The organism is Nonomuraea jiangxiensis (assembly GCF_900099965.1).
Lineage (GTDB): Bacteria > Actinomycetota > Actinomycetes > Streptosporangiales > Streptosporangiaceae > Nonomuraea > Nonomuraea jiangxiensis.
The window spans coordinates 14,768-28,860 of the sequence record NZ_FNDJ01000020.1; the positions used below are offsets into that span (position 1 = coordinate 14,768).

The window sequence follows — 14,093 nt, forward strand, 5'->3', positions numbered from 1 at the left end:
TTTACCGGAGGCGAGCTTATGGCCAGGCGCTCACGCAAGGGCAAGGCACGCAGGAAGAAGAAGGCGAACCACGGCAAGCGTCCCACCGCACGTTGACGGGTGGCCGCCCGCGCCGGCGGCCACCCCGGACCACCCGGCGGCCCGGTCGATCTCAGCCGGGCAGTTCGGTGAGAGCCTGCTCGATGCGGTCCTGCGGGAGCGTGTGGTCCTCCAGCCCTCCGGCCAGGTAACGGTCGTAGGCGCCCAGGTCGAAGTGACCATGGCCGCACAGCGCGGTGAGGATGACCTTCTCCTCGCCGCTCTCCTTGCAGCGCAGGGCCTCGGCGATGGTCTCGGCCAGCGCGTGTGTGGGCTCGGGAGCGGGCACGATGCCCTCCGTCCTGGCGAAGCGGACGCCGGCCTCGAAGCACTCGTTCTGGGAGCGGGTGACGGCCTCGAATAGGCCCAGCTCGTACATGTGGGACAGCAGCGGCGACATGCCGTGATAGCGCAGGCCGCCCGCGTGGATCGGGTCGGGTACGAACGTGTGCCCGAGCGTGTGCATCTTGAGCAGCGGCGTGAGCCCCGCGGTGTCGCCGAAGTCGTAGGCGTAGACGCCGCGCGTGAACGACGGGCAGGCGGCCGGCTCGACGGCGCGGAACACCGTCTTGATCCGCCCCGCCAGCTTCTCGCGCATGAATGGGAAGGCGAGGCCGGCGAAGTTCGAGCCGCCGCCGGTGCAGCCGATGACCAGGTCGGGCAGCTCGGGGAGCTGGTCGAGCGCCTCCTCGCCGATCACCGTCTGGTGCATGAGCACGTGGTTGAGCACCGAGCCGAGCGCGTAGCGGGCGTCGGGCGTCGCCGCGGCCACCTCGACGGCCTCGCTGATCGCGATGCCCAGGCTGCCGGGCGAGGCGGGATCGTCGGCCAGCGCCTTGCTGCCCGAGCCGGTCAGGGAGGACGGGCTGGCGTGCACGGTGGCGCCGTAGACGTGCATGAGCGAGCGCCGGTACGGCTTCTGGTCGTAGGAGGCGCGAACCATCCAGATCTGGCATTCCACATCGAACTGGGAGCAGGCGAACGCCAGCGCCGATCCCCACTGCCCGGCCCCCGTCTCGGTGGTGAGCAGCCGCACGCCCTCCTTGGCGTTGTAGTACGCCTGGGGCACGGCCGTGTTCGCCTTGTGCGACCCGGCGGGCGAGACGCCCTCGTACTTGTAGTAGATCCTGGCCGGCGTGCCGAGCGCCCTCTCCAGGCGGCGGGCCCTGATCAGCGGCGTCGGCCGCCAGAGCCGGTAGACGTCGAGCACCTCCTGCGGGATCGGCACGTACCGCTCCCCGCTCACCTCCTGGCCGATCAGCTCCATCGGGAAGAGCGGGGCCAGGTCGCCGGGCCCGACGGGCTCCCGCGTGCCGGGATGCAGCGGCGGTGGCGGTGGAGCGGGCAGGTCGGGAACGATGTTGTACCAGTTGCTCGGGATCACCATCCCAGTCTGCGCCCGTCGCACGCCGCGTACCAGTGCGACAGGCCGCCCGCTCACTCCCTGACCAGCAGGGCCGGGCGCTCCGGGTGATCGGCCCTGACGACGACGTCGGCCGCCTGCTGGGGCCGCGCCTCGCGCTCGTAGCGGGCGTAGGCGGGCAGCCGCCACCGCTCGTCCTCCGGCGTGCCGCGCTCCAGCGCCCCCGCCGACAGCCAGACGTGCACGCTCAGGTCGAACCCCAGCCCCCGCCCCAGCAGCAACGTCCCGTCCACCACCACGACCCCGCCCGCGGGTACCTCCGCGTACGGCACCCGGTAGGCCCGGTCCACCCGGCTGTCCCACAGGGCCGGCAACACCCGTCCCGGCCCGCCGGGGTCCAGCGGCTCCAGCACCTCCCGCCGGAGCGCCTTGACGTCGAGCCAGTCCTCGTAGAAGGCGTCCGGATCCGTCCTGCCGTGCTCCAGCCGCAGCGAGGCGGGCCGCAGGAAGTCCCCCGCCGACACCCGCAGCACGGGCCGCCCGCGCAGCTTGAGCGGCGCCACGAGCCCGTCGGCGAGCCACGCGGGCCGCGCGGGCGGGGCCCCGTCGACGGCGACCCGCACCCAGGCGTCCCGCGGCGACCCGGAGATCCGCTCGGCCAGGTCTTCCACCAGAACGTCCCAGGAGATCGCTCGCGCACGCATCGAGATCAGCTTACGACCCCCGCCAAGCCCCCTCGGCCGGGAACTTCCTGACCTCAGAGCTCCTGGACGAAACGCGACATGGCCGCGGTCACTTGCTTGAGCATCTCGACGGACTCGACCGGATCGTCGGTCTCCAGGCCGTGGTGGGCGCCGGGGATCTCGACGTACGGGTGGGCCAGGGACCGTACGAGCTCCCCGTCCCAGGAACGGTCGGCGGTGCCCCCGACCAGCAGCGTGGGAGCCTGGCTACGGCGCAGCGCCGCGACGACGCCCTCCCGCCCGAGCAGCGGGGTCAGCCAGATCGCGGGCAGCCCGCGCTCGGCGGCCAGCGGCGCCGCGCAGGCGCCCAGCGACTTGCCGACCAGCAGCACGTGCCGGGCCTGTACGCCGTCGAGCGCGCTTCGCGCCTGGTCCATGACCCACGCCTCCCAGTCGGTGGCAGGATCCGCCGGCGGCTGCCACCAGACCTCCCGCACGGTCCACCCGCGACGGACGAGGATGCCGCGGGCGAAGTGGAGCAGAGGGCGGGCAGGCACGTAGCCCATGCCGGGAAGGAGGACGGCCACACGATCGGGATCACCTTCGACCAGGGTGGGGACTCCGAAGACCGCTTCAGGTGCCACCCGAGGAGTCTAGGCCGACCCGGCCCGCCGTCTCCGCTCCATTTTTCCGCGGCGGAATGTCGGAAGACCACGAAGGCCAGGCCCCCGAACCCGGTTGACCTGGCCTTTCGCCATCTGGAGCGGACGACGGGAATCGAACCCGCGTAGCTAGTTTGGAAGACTAGGGCTCTACCATTGAGCTACGTCCGCGCGAACCGGTCGGAGTCTGGTCTAGACTTCATCCGGTCGTCAGGGCGTAAGCGTACCGGAGTCGCGGACCGCATGCGCAACCGACGAGACGGGGCGTGGCGCAGCTTGGTAGCGCGCTTGCTTTGGGAGCAAGAAGTCGCAGGTTCAAATCCTGTCGCCCCGACCAGCTCAAAGGCCCCATCCGATGAGGATGGGGCCTTCTGCTTGTCAGTCTGCTTGACCGACCAGGCGGGAGATCTCTTCGAGTGGTAGCCCGTTGTCAGAGAGCAGGGACACGAAGCTGTGCCGCAGTTCTCTCGGCGTCCACTCGTTCGAGTTCACCCCGTCCGCGTCCTTGATGATGTTGCGGAACGCGCGCCGCACGTTGGCCGCGTCCAGTTCCGTCCCGGCTGCCGGCGACACACGGGAAAAGCTAACTCTTGGAGAGAAGCGCAGATGACCGAGACCCGCGTGATTGTGGCCTGCGCCGAACATAAGGTGCACTGGTATCTGGGCGCAGAGCCGGCCAAGTGCACCGACCAAGAGCATCAACACCGCCAGTTCGAAGTGCACCGGCATTGTGATGTGGTCGTGTTGCCCGACGGCACCCAATTCCAAGCCGTCTCCTTCGATGCGATGGATCCCTATGCCCGTGACCGACAACCCGACTATGGGCTCTACCTCGACTTTCGCTGGCGGCCGTCGTGGGTCCACGATCACCTCGACTGGCCCGATTTCGGCGTCCCCCGTGATTCGGCGGCGGTAGTCACCGCGTTGCGGTCTCTCCTCGACCGTGCCCGCACTGGGCAACAGGTGGAACTCGGTTGTCTCGGTGGCCACGGGCGCACCGGCACCGCGCTCGCCATCCTTGCCATTCTTACCGGCCATGCTGCTAGCGATGCGATTTCCTGGGTTCGGGGCAACTACTGCCCGGACGCTGTGGAAACCGCCGGCCAGGAAGCGTTCATCATGGGGCTTCGCAGCTAAAGCCTCTCAAGGATCAACGCCATTTGAACCAGGTACGGGAGGCGCTTGCGCGCATCATCCAAAGCCTCGGGTGTTCGTGCGCGGATATAGATGTTCGCGACACTGCCAGGGCGGTGCCACCACGCGTGGGCCGGCTCAACATCTGGTGGCAACTCTCCTCCGTTCATGTCGTGCCGGTGGGAGGGTGCCTAGCAACATGCCGTCCCGGCTGTCCCAGCTGTCCCTAAACCTGTGCTGACCAGTACGAACGTAAGCAACCATCAGGGACAGTCCGAGTTGATGCCTGTCCCAGTTGTCCCTCGGCGAAGCATCCAGTTGTTGATGTCCTCGGTAGTGGACGGCAAGATCGCGCCCATGACCGACTACGAACAGGTGGGCGACGCCTTAGGGAACACCACCTGGATCACTTGGTGTGCGGGCGCCACTCTGGACGACGTCCTCGCCCTCTACGGCGGAGACCGGTACGTGGTGACAGCCGCCACGTTCAGCGAGACCGACGAGGCCGCCCACTTTGGTATCGAGGAGGGGATACCGTTCCTCTTCGCCGGTGCGCTCGGCCATGGCGTAGTCCTCATGGAGCCAGGGCTGCCTTTCCTGGAGACCGACGCGCAGGCCCGCCTCTCTCAGGCAGGCGTGTGCCTGGACGTCGGCTGGAGTGACTTCGGTCCGCCCTTCGTCACGTACAGGGAAAGGGGGCGCGTTGTAGTGAGCTTCGAGGGCATTGGGTGGGAGTACGACGCCACGCCCGACCAGGAGACGGTGGAGCGCTGGATGAGCACCACCCCCAGCGGCTTGGAGGGGTGGCAGACCAACTACGGCACGGCGTCGCTGATGACGGCGGAGGCCATCATGGGCGTGCCCATGGATGAGGAGTGGCTGGCACGAGAGCACACTTGCATAACGTTCCAACGGGTGACTCCGAGCGCGCCCTTCCACATACGGTGCGGCTGCAAGAGTTGGTGGACCATGTCGCAGCAGCCGGAAGGCCGCTTTCGCCGCGGGCGACGGGGTTCAGGGGAGCTGGTTGATGCGTACGAGGTTGCCCGCGGGGTCGCGGAAGGCGCAGTCGCGCAGGCCGAAGGGCTGGTCGGTCGGTTCCTGGACGACGTCGGCGCCGCTTGCCTGCACCCGCTCGAAGGTGCCGGTCAGGTCCGAGGTGCCGAGCACGATGCTCGCGTAGCTGCCCTTGGCCATGAGCTCGGCGATCGTACGGCGCTCGTCGTCGGTGAGGCCCGGGTCGGCGGCCGGGGGTTCGAGGACGATGGACGTCTGCGGCTGGTCCACCGGCCCCACCGTGATCCAGCGCATGCCCTCGTAGCCCACGTCGTTACGTACCTCGAAACCCAGCGCGTCGCGGTAGAAGGCAAGCGACTTGTCGGGGTCGTCGACCGGCAGGAACGTCTGGTGAATGGTGAGGTTCATGCCGATCACGATAGGTCGGCGCGGGCCGGGAGGGCTTCTCGATTCCTGATCGGTCGCATGACCCGCTTCACGACGCAGCCGGGGAGGCCGGCGGCGTCCTCGGCGGCCAGGCGGCGGTAGGCGCTCGGCGACATGCCGACCAGTTCGGAGAACCGCGTGCTGAAGGTGCCCAGCGACGCGCAGCCCACCGCGAAGCAGACCTCGGTGACCGACATGTCGCCGCGCCGCAGCAGGGTCATGGCCCGCTCGATGCGCCGGGTCATGAGGTAGCTGTAGGGCGACTCGCCGTAGACGGCACGGAACTCCCGGCTCAGGTGCCCGGCCGAGAGATGGACGCCGCGCGCCAGCGCCGGCACGTCCAGCGGCTGGGCGTAGTCACGGTCGATCCGGTCGCGGACGCGGCGCAGCAGGGCCAGCTCACGCAGGCGCGGGTCGGGTCTGCCGGTCACGGGTGCCAGCCTGCCCCGTGAACCGCCCCGGTGTCCACGCCGCCCGCTCGGAGCGCGCGTCCCGGGGCCGGTGCGGAGAGCGGGTCAGCCGGTCAGCGTGAGGGGGTTGACCAGGTCGGCGTAGACGAGCAGGCCGGCCATGATGATCATGACGAACGCGACCGCGTACGTCAGCGGCAGCACCTTCGCGATGTCCACGTATCGGGGCTCCGGCCGCCGCATGATCTTCGCGTAGGCCCGCTTGATGCCCTCCCACAGGCCGCCCGCGATGTGGCCGCCGTCCAGCGGCAGTAGCGGGATGAGGTTGAACATGCCGATCGCCAGGTTGAACCCGGCCAGCAGGTTGACGAAGATGGCGATCTTCTTCTCGTTGGACAGGTCGGAGGCGAGGATCTCACCGCCCATGCGGCCCGCGCCGACCACGCCGACCGGGCCCTCGGGGTCGCGTTCGTGGCCGGAGAAGGCCGCGTTCCAGACGCCGACCATCTTCGCCGGCAGGTTGATCAGCGAGCCGGCCACCCGGCCGGTGAGCTCGCCCATGTAACCGAGCACCTGGCCGAGGCTCTGCCGCTCCATGACCTCCGTGGGCAGCACGCCCAGGAAGCCGACGTTCTTGTCGATCTTCTTCGGGTCCTGGAGGTTGGGCCGGTCCTGGGCGATGAGCGTGGCGCCGACCGTCATCGGCCTGCCGTCACGCACGATGCCGATCTGGACGGGGCCGGGGCCGTGGGAGCGGATCAGCCGGGTGGCGTCGTCCCAGGAAGAGATCTTCTGGCCGCCGAAGGAGACCAGGCGGTCGCCCGGCTTGAGGTTCGCCTGCGCCGCGGGGGTGCGCTTGTCGGTGGGCTTGCACTCGGTGCGCTGCTCCGAGATCGGGATCAGGCACGTCTGGGTCTCGGGCGACACGATCGGGGCCCAGCTCGGCAGGCCGATGCCGACCAGCAGGATGCTGAAGAAGATGAAGGCCAGCACGAAGTTCATCGCCGGGCCGCCGGACATGATGATGACCTTCTGCCACCACTTCTTGCGGTAGAAGACGCGATCCTCGTCGCCCGGCCGCACCTCTTCCTGCGCGGCGTCCCTGGCGGACTCGATGAGCCCCTGGAACGGCCCGGTGGCCGTGCTCCTGAGCCTGGTCGGATCATCACCGGGACGCGGCGGCAGCATGCCGATCATGCGGATGTAGCCGCCCAGCGGGATCCACTTGATGCCGTATTCGGTCTCGCCCCTGCGCCGTGACCAGGCCGTGCTGCCGAAGCCGACCATGTATTGCGTCACCCTGACGCCGAAAAGCTTGGCAGGCACCAGGTGGCCGATCTCGTGCAACGCGATGGAGATCACCAGTCCGAGCAGGAAAAGGATGATCCCCACGAGATAGAGCCAGTTCATCGATGCGCGCTCCACTCAGACGGTTGGGGCAGACGAAAGGTTCGACAAGCCCAGACTAGTCGAACTCGCCGCGCCCCACCGCTTGCCTGCCTTTTGAAGAGCATTGACAGTATGCGATCAAACGAACACGCTGAGAGACGACGGAGGGGGACGTCTTGATCCAGATACTGATCGCCGAACACCGGCCTTTGGTCCGCCGTGGTTTGTACGCGACTCTCGACAGCGAGCCGGACCTGCGCGTCGTCGCCGAGACGGGATGCCCGGACGAGGCGGTGCGGGCGGCGTTGGGCAACCGTCCTGACGTGGCCGTGCTGGACCTCGACCTGCCGGGGTTGCCGGTCGCCGCCCAGTTGGCCGAGCAGGCGCCGGGCTGCGGGGTGCTCATCCTGTCGGCCTCACCCGACCCCGGGAAGGTGCGCAAGGCCCTGGCCGGCAACGCGCTCGGGTTCATGAGCCTGTGCGTGCCGCCCGACCACCTCGCCGACGGGGTACGCCAGGTCGCGGCCGGGCACCGGGCCGTCGAGGCGCAACTGGCGGCGGCCGCCCTCCAGTGCGCGGCCAACCCGCTGACCAGGCGGGAGCTCGACGTGCTGCGGATCGCGGCGGGGGGCGCGCGTTCGACGGAGATCGCCGACCAGCTCTTCCTGTCGGTCGGCACCGTACGCAACCACCTGTCGCGGATCATGTGCAAGACGGGCGCACGCAACAGGCTGGACGCGGTACGCATCGCCAGCGACTGGGGCTGGTTGTGAGCCACGACCACGGGCCCCCGGTGGAGCCGGGACGGGTGACCGGGGCCCCGGCGGAGCCGCGCCGCCCCGCCGGGGCCCCGAACCCCTAGAGGATGTCAGCAGGTCAAAGCCGGCTGCCAGTGACCGCCATCACGACCTGACCCGTGTGAAACGTCAGGGGCGCCAGATCAGCACCAGCGCGCAGTCGTCGTTGTGGCCGGAGGCCATCGCGTTGACCAGTGCCTTGGCCCCGTCGCGGAAACCGGAGGGCAGCAGCCGCTCCGCCTCGCCGAGCAGCCGGTCGAGCCCGGCGTCGATGTCACGGCCGGGCTGCTCGATCAGCCCGTCGGTGTAGAGCAGCAGCGCGTCGCCCTTGCGCAGGACGCCGTTGTCGGGCTCGCAGTGCAGGTCGGGCACCACGCCGAGGACCACGCCCTTGGCCGAGGCGACCTGCCAGTTGCCCGTGCCCACATCGAACTTCACCACCGGCGGATGCCCGGCCGAGGTGATCGTGTACTCCCCCGTCGCGAGGTTGAGCCGCACGTGCACAGCCGTCACGAACCCCTCGTCACCGCGCTGGCGGTGCAGGTAGGCGTTGCAGGCCGGCAGGAAGTCGTCGACCGAGCCGAGCAGCCCGCCGAACGTGCCGGACAGCAGCAGCGCCCTGGTGCCCGCGTCGACCCCCTTGCCGGACACGTCGACCAGGGCGATGTCGACGATGTCGCCGTCGCGCATGGAGACCAGGAAGTCACCGCCGAAGGAGGACCCGCCCGCCTGCTTGAGCACCACCTTGCCGCCCCAGTCCTTGGGCAGCGGGGGCAGCTCGCCCTGGCTCTTGAGCCGGTCGCGCAACTCCAGCAGCATCGCGTCGCCGCGCAGGCCCTGCACGCCCAGCTTGCCCCTCGTACGGGCCATGAGCACGGCGAGCACGGTGGTGAACCCGATCGTCACGGTGAGCCCGAGCCCGACCTTGGCCACGCCCAGCGTCACCGCGATGTAGCCGAGCGCGACGGCCACCGCCACCAGCAGCTTGACCAGGCTGCGCAGCCGGAGCTGGAGGCCACCGAGCAAGGTCACCAGGATGAGCAGGGAGGGCGAGAACCACTCGGTCGAGACCTCCGCCGCCAGGAACCCGATGACGAGCGAGAGCGTGGCGAGCGTGATGAGCAGATTGCGGTCGCGGGCCAGCGGCCCTCTGCGAACAAATCGGACGATAGTGACTAGAAAGGGCACCCGCACCAGGACGGCGCGGACCCGTGGCGGGATCAGCGGCGCCGGACGGGAACTCATGATGCGCCTGACTGTATCGGTCTGACCGTTGTTTGGGCAGCCCACTTGACCAAGGCCTTGATCATTAAGCACGGATATTGGGTGGCCGTCCCTCTTTGCCCGCTCCTACCTTGGACGGATGAGGTATCCGATCCGTCCGGTTGACGAGTCCGAGTGGCAGGCCTTCGGCCAGGTTCTCAGTGAGGGGTTCGGCTGGGCGCCTCACCCCCAGCAGTCAGCACGGTACAAGGCCGAGACCGAGTTCGACCGCACCCTCGCCGCGTTCGACGGCGACGTCATCGCCGGGGTCGCCGGCGCGCTGAGTCTCACCATGACCGTCCCCGGCGGGCAGCTTCCGGTCGCGGGGGTGACGAGCGTCAGCGTGCTGCCCTCGCACCGCCGGCGCGGCGTACTGTCCGCGATCATGCACAGGCAACTCTCCGACATCCGCGAACGCGGCGAGTGCGTCGCCGCCCTCTACGCCTCCGAGGCGGCGATCTACGGCCGGTACGGGTACGGCAGGGCCTCCACCGAGCTGTCGTTCCGCATCGACAAGCGCGCCTCGGCCTTCGTCGCGAGCGCCCCCGCCGACCCGTCGCTCAGGCTCAGGGTGGCCCGCCCCGCCGACGTACGGACCGAGCTGGAGAAGGTGTTCGCCACGGTCGTGACCAGGCGCCCGGGGCGTTACGAGCGCAAGCCGCAGACGTGGGACATCGTGCTCGCCGACGAGGAGTTCGACCAGCGCGGGGACGGGCCGCTGCGCACGGTCCTCGCCCAGGACGACGGCGGCGTGCGCGGCTACGCCCTGTTCCGCGTCAAGTCGTCCTGGGACGCCAACGGCGTGCCCGACGGGGAGATCAAGCTGTTCGAGCTGGAGGCGACCGACCCGGCGGCCTACGCGCTGCTCTGGCGCCACGTACTGGACCGCGACCTGGCGTCCAGGGTCGAGGCGCGCGGCAGGCCGGTGGACGACCCGCTGATCGCGCTGCTGGCCGACGGGCGCCAGTTGCGCGCGGGCTGGGCGGACGAGCTGTGGGTACGCCTGGTCGAGCTGGACCGCGCGCTGACCTCGCGGGCCTACTCGGCGGCGGTGGACGTGGTGATCGAGGTCGAGGACGACGTGTGCCCGTGGAACACCGGCCGCTGGCGGCTCTCCGCCGATCCGCGAGGTGCGGAGTGCAAGGCCGTGGAGGACCAGCCGGACGTGACGGTGCCGATGAACGTGCTCGGCTCGGCCTACCTGGGGGACGGCGTGCTGATGGAGTCGCTGGCGGCGGGCCTGCTGCGCGAGCACTCCCCCGGCTCGGTGCGCGCGCTGGCCACCGCCCTGTCGTGGAGCCCGAAGCCGTGGGCGGGGCTGACGTTCTGACGGGGCCGAAGTCGGGAGCGGGGATGACGTCGGGAGCGGGGATGACGTCGGGAGCGGGCTGACGTTCGGAGCGGGCTGACGTATGGTCGGGAGCATGGCGTTGCAAAGTTTGCAGATCACCGCGACGGTCGCCATGCGTGCCCGCGACGTGTCGAAACCGTCGAAGGAGCAGCAGGAGGCCGCCGACCGGCGGCCCCTGCGCGACGAGATGCCCCGGCGCGACGCCAAGCGCAAGGCTTAGGGCAGCGAGGGGAGCTGGCCGATCGTCTCATAGGCGACCAGCTGCGCGATGCGCCTGCTGTGGCGCTCGCTGCCGGTGAACGACGTGCCCAGGAAGACCTCCACGAACCTGGTCGCCTCCTCCACGGTGTGCATGCGCGCGCCGAGGCTGACCACGTTGGCGTTGTTGTGCTCGCGCGCCAGGCCGGCCGTCTCCTCGCTCCAGGCCAGCGCCGCGCGGATGCCGCGCACCTTGTTGGCGGCGATCTGCTCGCCGTTGCCCGAGCCGCCGATGACCACCCCCAGGCTGGCCGGGTCACCTGCGACGCCCTCGGCGGCGCGCAGCACGAACGCCGGATAGTCGTCCTCGGCGTCGTAGACGAAGGGACCGCAGTCGGTCACCTCGTGGCCGTGGTCCTTCAGCCAGGACACCAGGTGGTTCTTGAGCTCATAGCCGGCATGGTCGGCACCGATGTAAACACGCACCTCACCAGTCTTTCACAGCGCGGCCGCCCGGGCTCGCTGGCTAGAGTAAGGACTCCTACCGTTCCCCAGTCCTTACGAAAGCAGAGATCTATGCGTGAGATCCGCGTCATCGGCGACCCCGTCCTGCGCACGCCCGCCGAGCCCGTGACGGAGTTCGACCGTGAGCTGCGCCGCCTGATCGACGAGATGTTCCAGGCCATGTACGCGGTGGACGGCGTGGGACTGGCCGGCCCGCAGATCGGCGTGCCGCGGCGGCTGTTCGTCTACGACATCAGCGGGCGCAAGGGCCACGTGGTCAATCCGGTCCTCACCGTCGACGACCCCGAGGAGACGATCGACCAGGAGGGCTGCCTGTCCGTGCCCGACCGCGACACGCGCAAGCCGATCTACGCCGCCGTCGCGCGCGCCTCGGGCGTGACCATCGAGGGGCTCGACCGGCTCCAGCGACCGGTGCGGGTCAAGGCCCGCGGCTCGCTGGCACGCTGCTTCCAGCACGAGACCGAGCATCTCGACGGCAAGCTCTACGTCGACCGGCTGCCCAGAAGCGAGGCGCGCAAGATCATGCTGAAGGCATAGGTTGGGGCCATGAGCGTATTTTCCGGCAAGGGTGCGCTGGTGACCGGTGGCTCCAGGGGCATCGGCAAGGCGATCGTGGAGCGACTGACCGACGACGGGGCCGAGGTCGTCTTCTGCTACCAGAATGCCGAGGATGCGGCGCGGCAGGTGGCCAAGGAGACGGGGGCGCATGCCGTACGGGCCGATCTCGGCGTCAAGGAGGACCTGGAGCGGCTGTTCGCCGAGGCGGAGGCGCGGCTGCCCGGGCTGGACATCCTCGTCAACAACGCCGCCACTCTCGACGGACACAAGCTGATCGCCGACATCACCGAGGAGGACTACGAGCGGGTGTTCGCGGTGAACACCCGGGCCGTGTTCCTCGCGATGCAGTGGGCGGGCCGGGTGATGCGCGACGGCGGACGGATCGTCAACATCTCCTCGCTCAACACCGAGGTGCCCGCGCCGGCCCTGGCTCTCTACTGCGGCAGCAAGGCGGCCATGGAGCAGTTCGCCAAGGTGGCGGCGCGGGAGCTGGGCGCGCGCGGGATCACCGTGAACGTCGTCTCGTCCGGCGCCACCGACACCGACATGCTGCGGGGCGCCAACCCCGAGGAGGCGCTGGCCCAGACGTCGGCGCTGACCGCGCTGGGGCGCCTGGGCCGGCCCGACGACATCGCCGCGGCGGTGGCCCTCCTGGCGGGCCCGGACGGGCGCTGGATCACCGGGCACAACCTCCGCGCCACCGGCGGGCTGTTCGTGTGACCGGGCCCGGCCTCGGCTACAGCTGCATGGCCTTGATCTCCAGATATTCCTCCAGCCCCTGCTCGCCCAGCTCGCGGCCCACTCCCGACTGCTTGTAGCCGCCGAAGGGCGCCATCGGGTTGAACCGGCCGCCGTTGACGGCCACCTGGCCGGTGCGCAGCCTGCGGGCCACCGCGAGGGCGTGCTCCTCGGTGCCCGCCCAGACCGCGCCGGCCAGGCCGTATCTGGTGTCGTTGGCGATCTGTACGGCGTTGTCCTCGCTCGTGTACGGGATCAGCGACAGGACCGGCCCGAAGATCTCCTCCTGCTCGATCGTCATCCCCGGCTCCACCGCCGCGAACACCGTGGGCTCGACGAAGTAACCTCGCTCCCGCGGCCGCTCCGTGCCGCCCGCGACCAGCCTGGCGCCCTCCTCCTGGCCCCGGTTGATGTAGCGGACCACGCGGGCGCGCTGGACGGCCGACACCAGCGGGCCGATCCTGGTCGACTCGTCGAAGGGGTCGCCGACGGTGTAGCCGCGGGCCAGCGCGACGGCCATGGCGACGGCCTCGTCGTACTGGTCGCGGTGCACGATCATGCGGGTCCACGCCGAGCAGGTCTGGCCGGCGTTGACGAAGCAGTTGGCCACCCCGACCTTGACGGCCAGGGCCAGGTCGGCGTCGGGGAGGATGACGTTGGCCGACTTGCCCCCGAGCTCAAGGGCGACCCGCTTGACGGACTCGGCGGCGAGCGAGGCGACCCTGCGGCCGGCGGGCGTCGAGCCGGTGAAGGAGACCATGTCGACCTCGGGGTGGGCGGCCATCGCCTCGCCCACGACCGAGCCGCGCCCGCTGAGCAGGTTGAACACGCCGGGCGGCAGGCCCACCTCGTCGAAGATCTCCGCCAGCGCGTAGGCCGCCAGCGGCGCCACCTCGCTCGGCTTGAGCACCACGGTGCACCCGGCGGCCAGCGCGGGGGCGACCTTGCAGACGATCTGGTGCAGCGGGTAGTTCCAGGGCGTGATGGCGGCGACCACCCCGACGGGCTCCTTGACCACCAGCGAGTTGCCGACGCGTGACTCCCGTGGATGACTCTCGGCAAGCTGGGCGTAGGAGGCCAGGACGGTGGCGGGGACGAGCGTCTGCACCTTGAGCGCGAAGCCCAGCGGCGAGCCCATGTCGGTCGAGATGACCTCGGCGATCTCCTCGGCGCGCTGTTTCAGCAGCGCCGCCGCGTCGCCGAGGAGCTTGCCGCGCTCCGCCGCGGGGGTCTCCGACCAGCCGGGGAAGGCCCTGCGGGCGGCGGTCGCGGCCGCCTCCACGTCGTCGGGAGAGCCCGCGGGCACTCGGTCGATGATCTCTTCCGTGGCCGGATTGACGACCTCGATGGACTCGTCCGACGCCGAACCCGTCCAGGAGCCGCCGATAAAGAGCTGACGCATAGCCACCATCCTGTCAGCGCGCCAGGAGGCGGCGCGAGGGCTGGGCCTGAGTCAGGGACGAGCCTTCCACGCCGCCGCTGAGCCTTTTCCCGTCACAGT

17 protein-coding genes and 2 tRNA genes are annotated in these 14,093 nt (G+C 69.8%); 8 read left to right on the forward strand and 11 right to left on the reverse strand.

Annotation, left to right across the window (positions count from 1 at the left end):
• The first annotated feature begins 18 nt into the window (after positions 1-18).
• Positions 19-96 carry a 50S ribosomal protein bL37 gene (locus BLS95_RS59935; protein ID WP_425434774.1) on the forward strand — a complete coding sequence of 26 codons (78 nt, stop codon included), beginning with the start codon at positions 19-21 and terminating at the stop codon, positions 94-96.
• A 55-nt stretch (positions 97-151) separates the two neighbouring features.
• Here BLS95_RS59935 and BLS95_RS36010 read toward each other — a convergent pair whose 3' ends face one another.
• From BLS95_RS36010 to BLS95_RS36025, 4 genes are all read right to left on the reverse strand, one after another.
• Positions 152-1,462: a TrpB-like pyridoxal phosphate-dependent enzyme gene (locus BLS95_RS36010; protein WP_425434771.1), complete on the reverse strand. Its 1,311-nt coding sequence runs from the start codon at positions 1,460-1,462 to the stop codon at positions 152-154.
• Between the two features lie 53 nt (positions 1,463-1,515).
• Positions 1,516-2,145 (reverse strand): nucleoside/nucleotide kinase family protein, encoded by a 630-nt coding sequence (locus BLS95_RS36015; RefSeq protein ID WP_090942110.1) that lies wholly within the window; start codon positions 2,143-2,145, stop codon positions 1,516-1,518.
• A gap of 53 nt (positions 2,146-2,198) precedes the next feature.
• Positions 2,199-2,768, reverse strand: a complete 570-nt coding sequence (locus BLS95_RS36020) for an alpha/beta hydrolase (RefSeq protein WP_090942113.1) — start codon at positions 2,766-2,768, stop codon at positions 2,199-2,201.
• A gap of 115 nt (positions 2,769-2,883) precedes the next feature.
• Positions 2,884-2,957, reverse strand: a tRNA-Gly gene (locus BLS95_RS36025).
• An 89-nt stretch (positions 2,958-3,046) separates the two neighbouring features.
• On the opposite strand from BLS95_RS36025, the gene BLS95_RS36030 reads away from it, so the two are divergent.
• Positions 3,047-3,123: transfer RNA gene (locus BLS95_RS36030), tRNA-Pro, on the forward strand.
• 41 nt (positions 3,124-3,164) lie between these two features.
• Here BLS95_RS36030 and BLS95_RS36035 read toward each other — a convergent pair.
• Positions 3,165-3,359 (reverse strand): tyrosine-type recombinase/integrase, encoded by a 195-nt coding sequence (locus BLS95_RS36035; protein ID WP_218136166.1) that lies wholly within the window; start codon positions 3,357-3,359, stop codon positions 3,165-3,167.
• A gap of 33 nt (positions 3,360-3,392) precedes the next feature.
• Between BLS95_RS36035 and BLS95_RS36040 the strand changes: the two genes are divergently transcribed.
• Positions 3,393-3,923 (forward strand): protein-tyrosine phosphatase family protein, encoded by a 531-nt coding sequence (locus BLS95_RS36040; protein ID WP_090942116.1) that lies wholly within the window; start codon positions 3,393-3,395, stop codon positions 3,921-3,923.
• A 1,011-nt stretch (positions 3,924-4,934) separates the two neighbouring features.
• On the opposite strand, the gene BLS95_RS36045 is transcribed toward BLS95_RS36040, so the two are convergent.
• The 3 genes from BLS95_RS36045 to BLS95_RS36055 all read right to left on the reverse strand — a co-directional run bounded on the left by BLS95_RS36045 (position 4,935) and on the right by BLS95_RS36055 (position 7,183).
• Positions 4,935-5,345 carry a VOC family protein gene (locus BLS95_RS36045; RefSeq protein WP_090942542.1) on the reverse strand — a complete coding sequence of 137 codons (411 nt, stop codon included), beginning with the start codon at positions 5,343-5,345 and terminating at the stop codon, positions 4,935-4,937.
• A 5-nt stretch (positions 5,346-5,350) separates the two neighbouring features.
• Positions 5,351-5,794, reverse strand: a complete 444-nt coding sequence (locus tag BLS95_RS36050; RefSeq protein WP_090942121.1) for a helix-turn-helix transcriptional regulator — start codon at positions 5,792-5,794, stop codon at positions 5,351-5,353.
• A gap of 84 nt (positions 5,795-5,878) precedes the next feature.
• The gene (locus BLS95_RS36055; RefSeq protein WP_090942124.1) at positions 5,879-7,183 is read right to left on the reverse strand and encodes a M50 family metallopeptidase; all 1,305 of its coding nucleotides are present in this window, start codon (positions 7,181-7,183) and stop codon (positions 5,879-5,881) included.
• Positions 7,184-7,338: 155 nt separating this feature from the next.
• Between BLS95_RS36055 and BLS95_RS36060 the strand changes: the two genes are divergently transcribed.
• The gene (locus BLS95_RS36060) at positions 7,339-7,935 is read left to right on the forward strand and encodes a response regulator transcription factor (protein WP_090942127.1); all 597 of its coding nucleotides are present in this window, start codon (positions 7,339-7,341) and stop codon (positions 7,933-7,935) included.
• Positions 7,936-8,088: 153 nt separating this feature from the next.
• On the opposite strand, the gene BLS95_RS36065 is transcribed toward BLS95_RS36060, so the two are convergent.
• The gene (locus BLS95_RS36065) at positions 8,089-9,204 is read right to left on the reverse strand and encodes a PP2C family protein-serine/threonine phosphatase (RefSeq protein WP_090942130.1); all 1,116 of its coding nucleotides are present in this window, start codon (positions 9,202-9,204) and stop codon (positions 8,089-8,091) included.
• Between the two features lie 118 nt (positions 9,205-9,322).
• On the opposite strand from BLS95_RS36065, the gene BLS95_RS36070 reads away from it, so the two are divergent.
• Positions 9,323-10,552, forward strand: a complete 1,230-nt coding sequence (locus tag BLS95_RS36070; protein WP_090942133.1) for a GNAT family N-acetyltransferase — start codon at positions 9,323-9,325, stop codon at positions 10,550-10,552.
• A 94-nt stretch (positions 10,553-10,646) separates the two neighbouring features.
• Complete coding sequence (locus BLS95_RS56090) at positions 10,647-10,793, forward strand: hypothetical protein (protein WP_176993570.1); 147 nt, start codon at positions 10,647-10,649, stop codon at positions 10,791-10,793.
• Here BLS95_RS56090 and BLS95_RS36075 read toward each other — a convergent pair.
• Entirely contained in the window at positions 10,790-11,257 is a 468-nt protein-coding gene (locus BLS95_RS36075) for a ribose-5-phosphate isomerase (RefSeq protein ID WP_090942136.1), read from the reverse strand. The two genes, BLS95_RS56090 and BLS95_RS36075, sit on opposite strands and share 4 nt — an antisense overlap.
• A gap of 90 nt (positions 11,258-11,347) precedes the next feature.
• Here BLS95_RS36075 and def point away from each other — a divergent pair, with 90 nt between their 5' ends.
• Positions 11,348-11,833, forward strand: a complete 486-nt coding sequence (def, locus tag BLS95_RS36080) for a peptide deformylase (protein WP_090942139.1) — start codon at positions 11,348-11,350, stop codon at positions 11,831-11,833.
• A 9-nt stretch (positions 11,834-11,842) separates the two neighbouring features.
• Positions 11,843-12,574 (forward strand): SDR family oxidoreductase, encoded by a 732-nt coding sequence (locus tag BLS95_RS36085; RefSeq protein WP_090942142.1) that lies wholly within the window; start codon positions 11,843-11,845, stop codon positions 12,572-12,574.
• A 16-nt stretch (positions 12,575-12,590) separates the two neighbouring features.
• On the opposite strand, the gene BLS95_RS36090 is transcribed toward BLS95_RS36085, so the two are convergent.
• Positions 12,591-13,994 (reverse strand): aldehyde dehydrogenase family protein, encoded by a 1,404-nt coding sequence (locus BLS95_RS36090; RefSeq protein ID WP_090942145.1) that lies wholly within the window; start codon positions 13,992-13,994, stop codon positions 12,591-12,593.
• Positions 13,995-14,093 lie beyond the last annotated feature (99 nt).

Coding starts and splice junctions, on each gene's coding strand:
- BLS95_RS59935 (WP_425434774.1), top strand. CDS start 19: ATGGCCAGGCGCTCACGCAAGGGCAAGGCACGCAGGAAGAAGAAGGCG.
- BLS95_RS36015 (WP_090942110.1), bottom strand. CDS start 2,145: ATGCGTGCGCGAGCGATCTCCTGGGACGTTCTGGTGGAAGACCTGGCC.
- BLS95_RS36040 (WP_090942116.1), top strand. CDS start 3,393: ATGACCGAGACCCGCGTGATTGTGGCCTGCGCCGAACATAAGGTGCAC.
- BLS95_RS36045 (WP_090942542.1), bottom strand. CDS start 5,345: ATGAACCTCACCATTCACCAGACGTTCCTGCCGGTCGACGACCCCGAC.
- BLS95_RS36055 (WP_090942124.1), bottom strand. CDS start 7,183: ATGAACTGGCTCTATCTCGTGGGGATCATCCTTTTCCTGCTCGGACTG.
- BLS95_RS36065 (WP_090942130.1), bottom strand. CDS start 9,204: ATGAGTTCCCGTCCGGCGCCGCTGATCCCGCCACGGGTCCGCGCCGTC.
- BLS95_RS36070 (WP_090942133.1), top strand. CDS start 9,323: ATGAGGTATCCGATCCGTCCGGTTGACGAGTCCGAGTGGCAGGCCTTC.
- BLS95_RS56090 (WP_176993570.1), top strand. CDS start 10,647: ATGGCGTTGCAAAGTTTGCAGATCACCGCGACGGTCGCCATGCGTGCC.
- def (WP_090942139.1), top strand. CDS start 11,348: ATGCGTGAGATCCGCGTCATCGGCGACCCCGTCCTGCGCACGCCCGCC.
- BLS95_RS36085 (WP_090942142.1), top strand. CDS start 11,843: ATGAGCGTATTTTCCGGCAAGGGTGCGCTGGTGACCGGTGGCTCCAGG.
- BLS95_RS36090 (WP_090942145.1), bottom strand. CDS start 13,994: ATGCGTCAGCTCTTTATCGGCGGCTCCTGGACGGGTTCGGCGTCGGAC.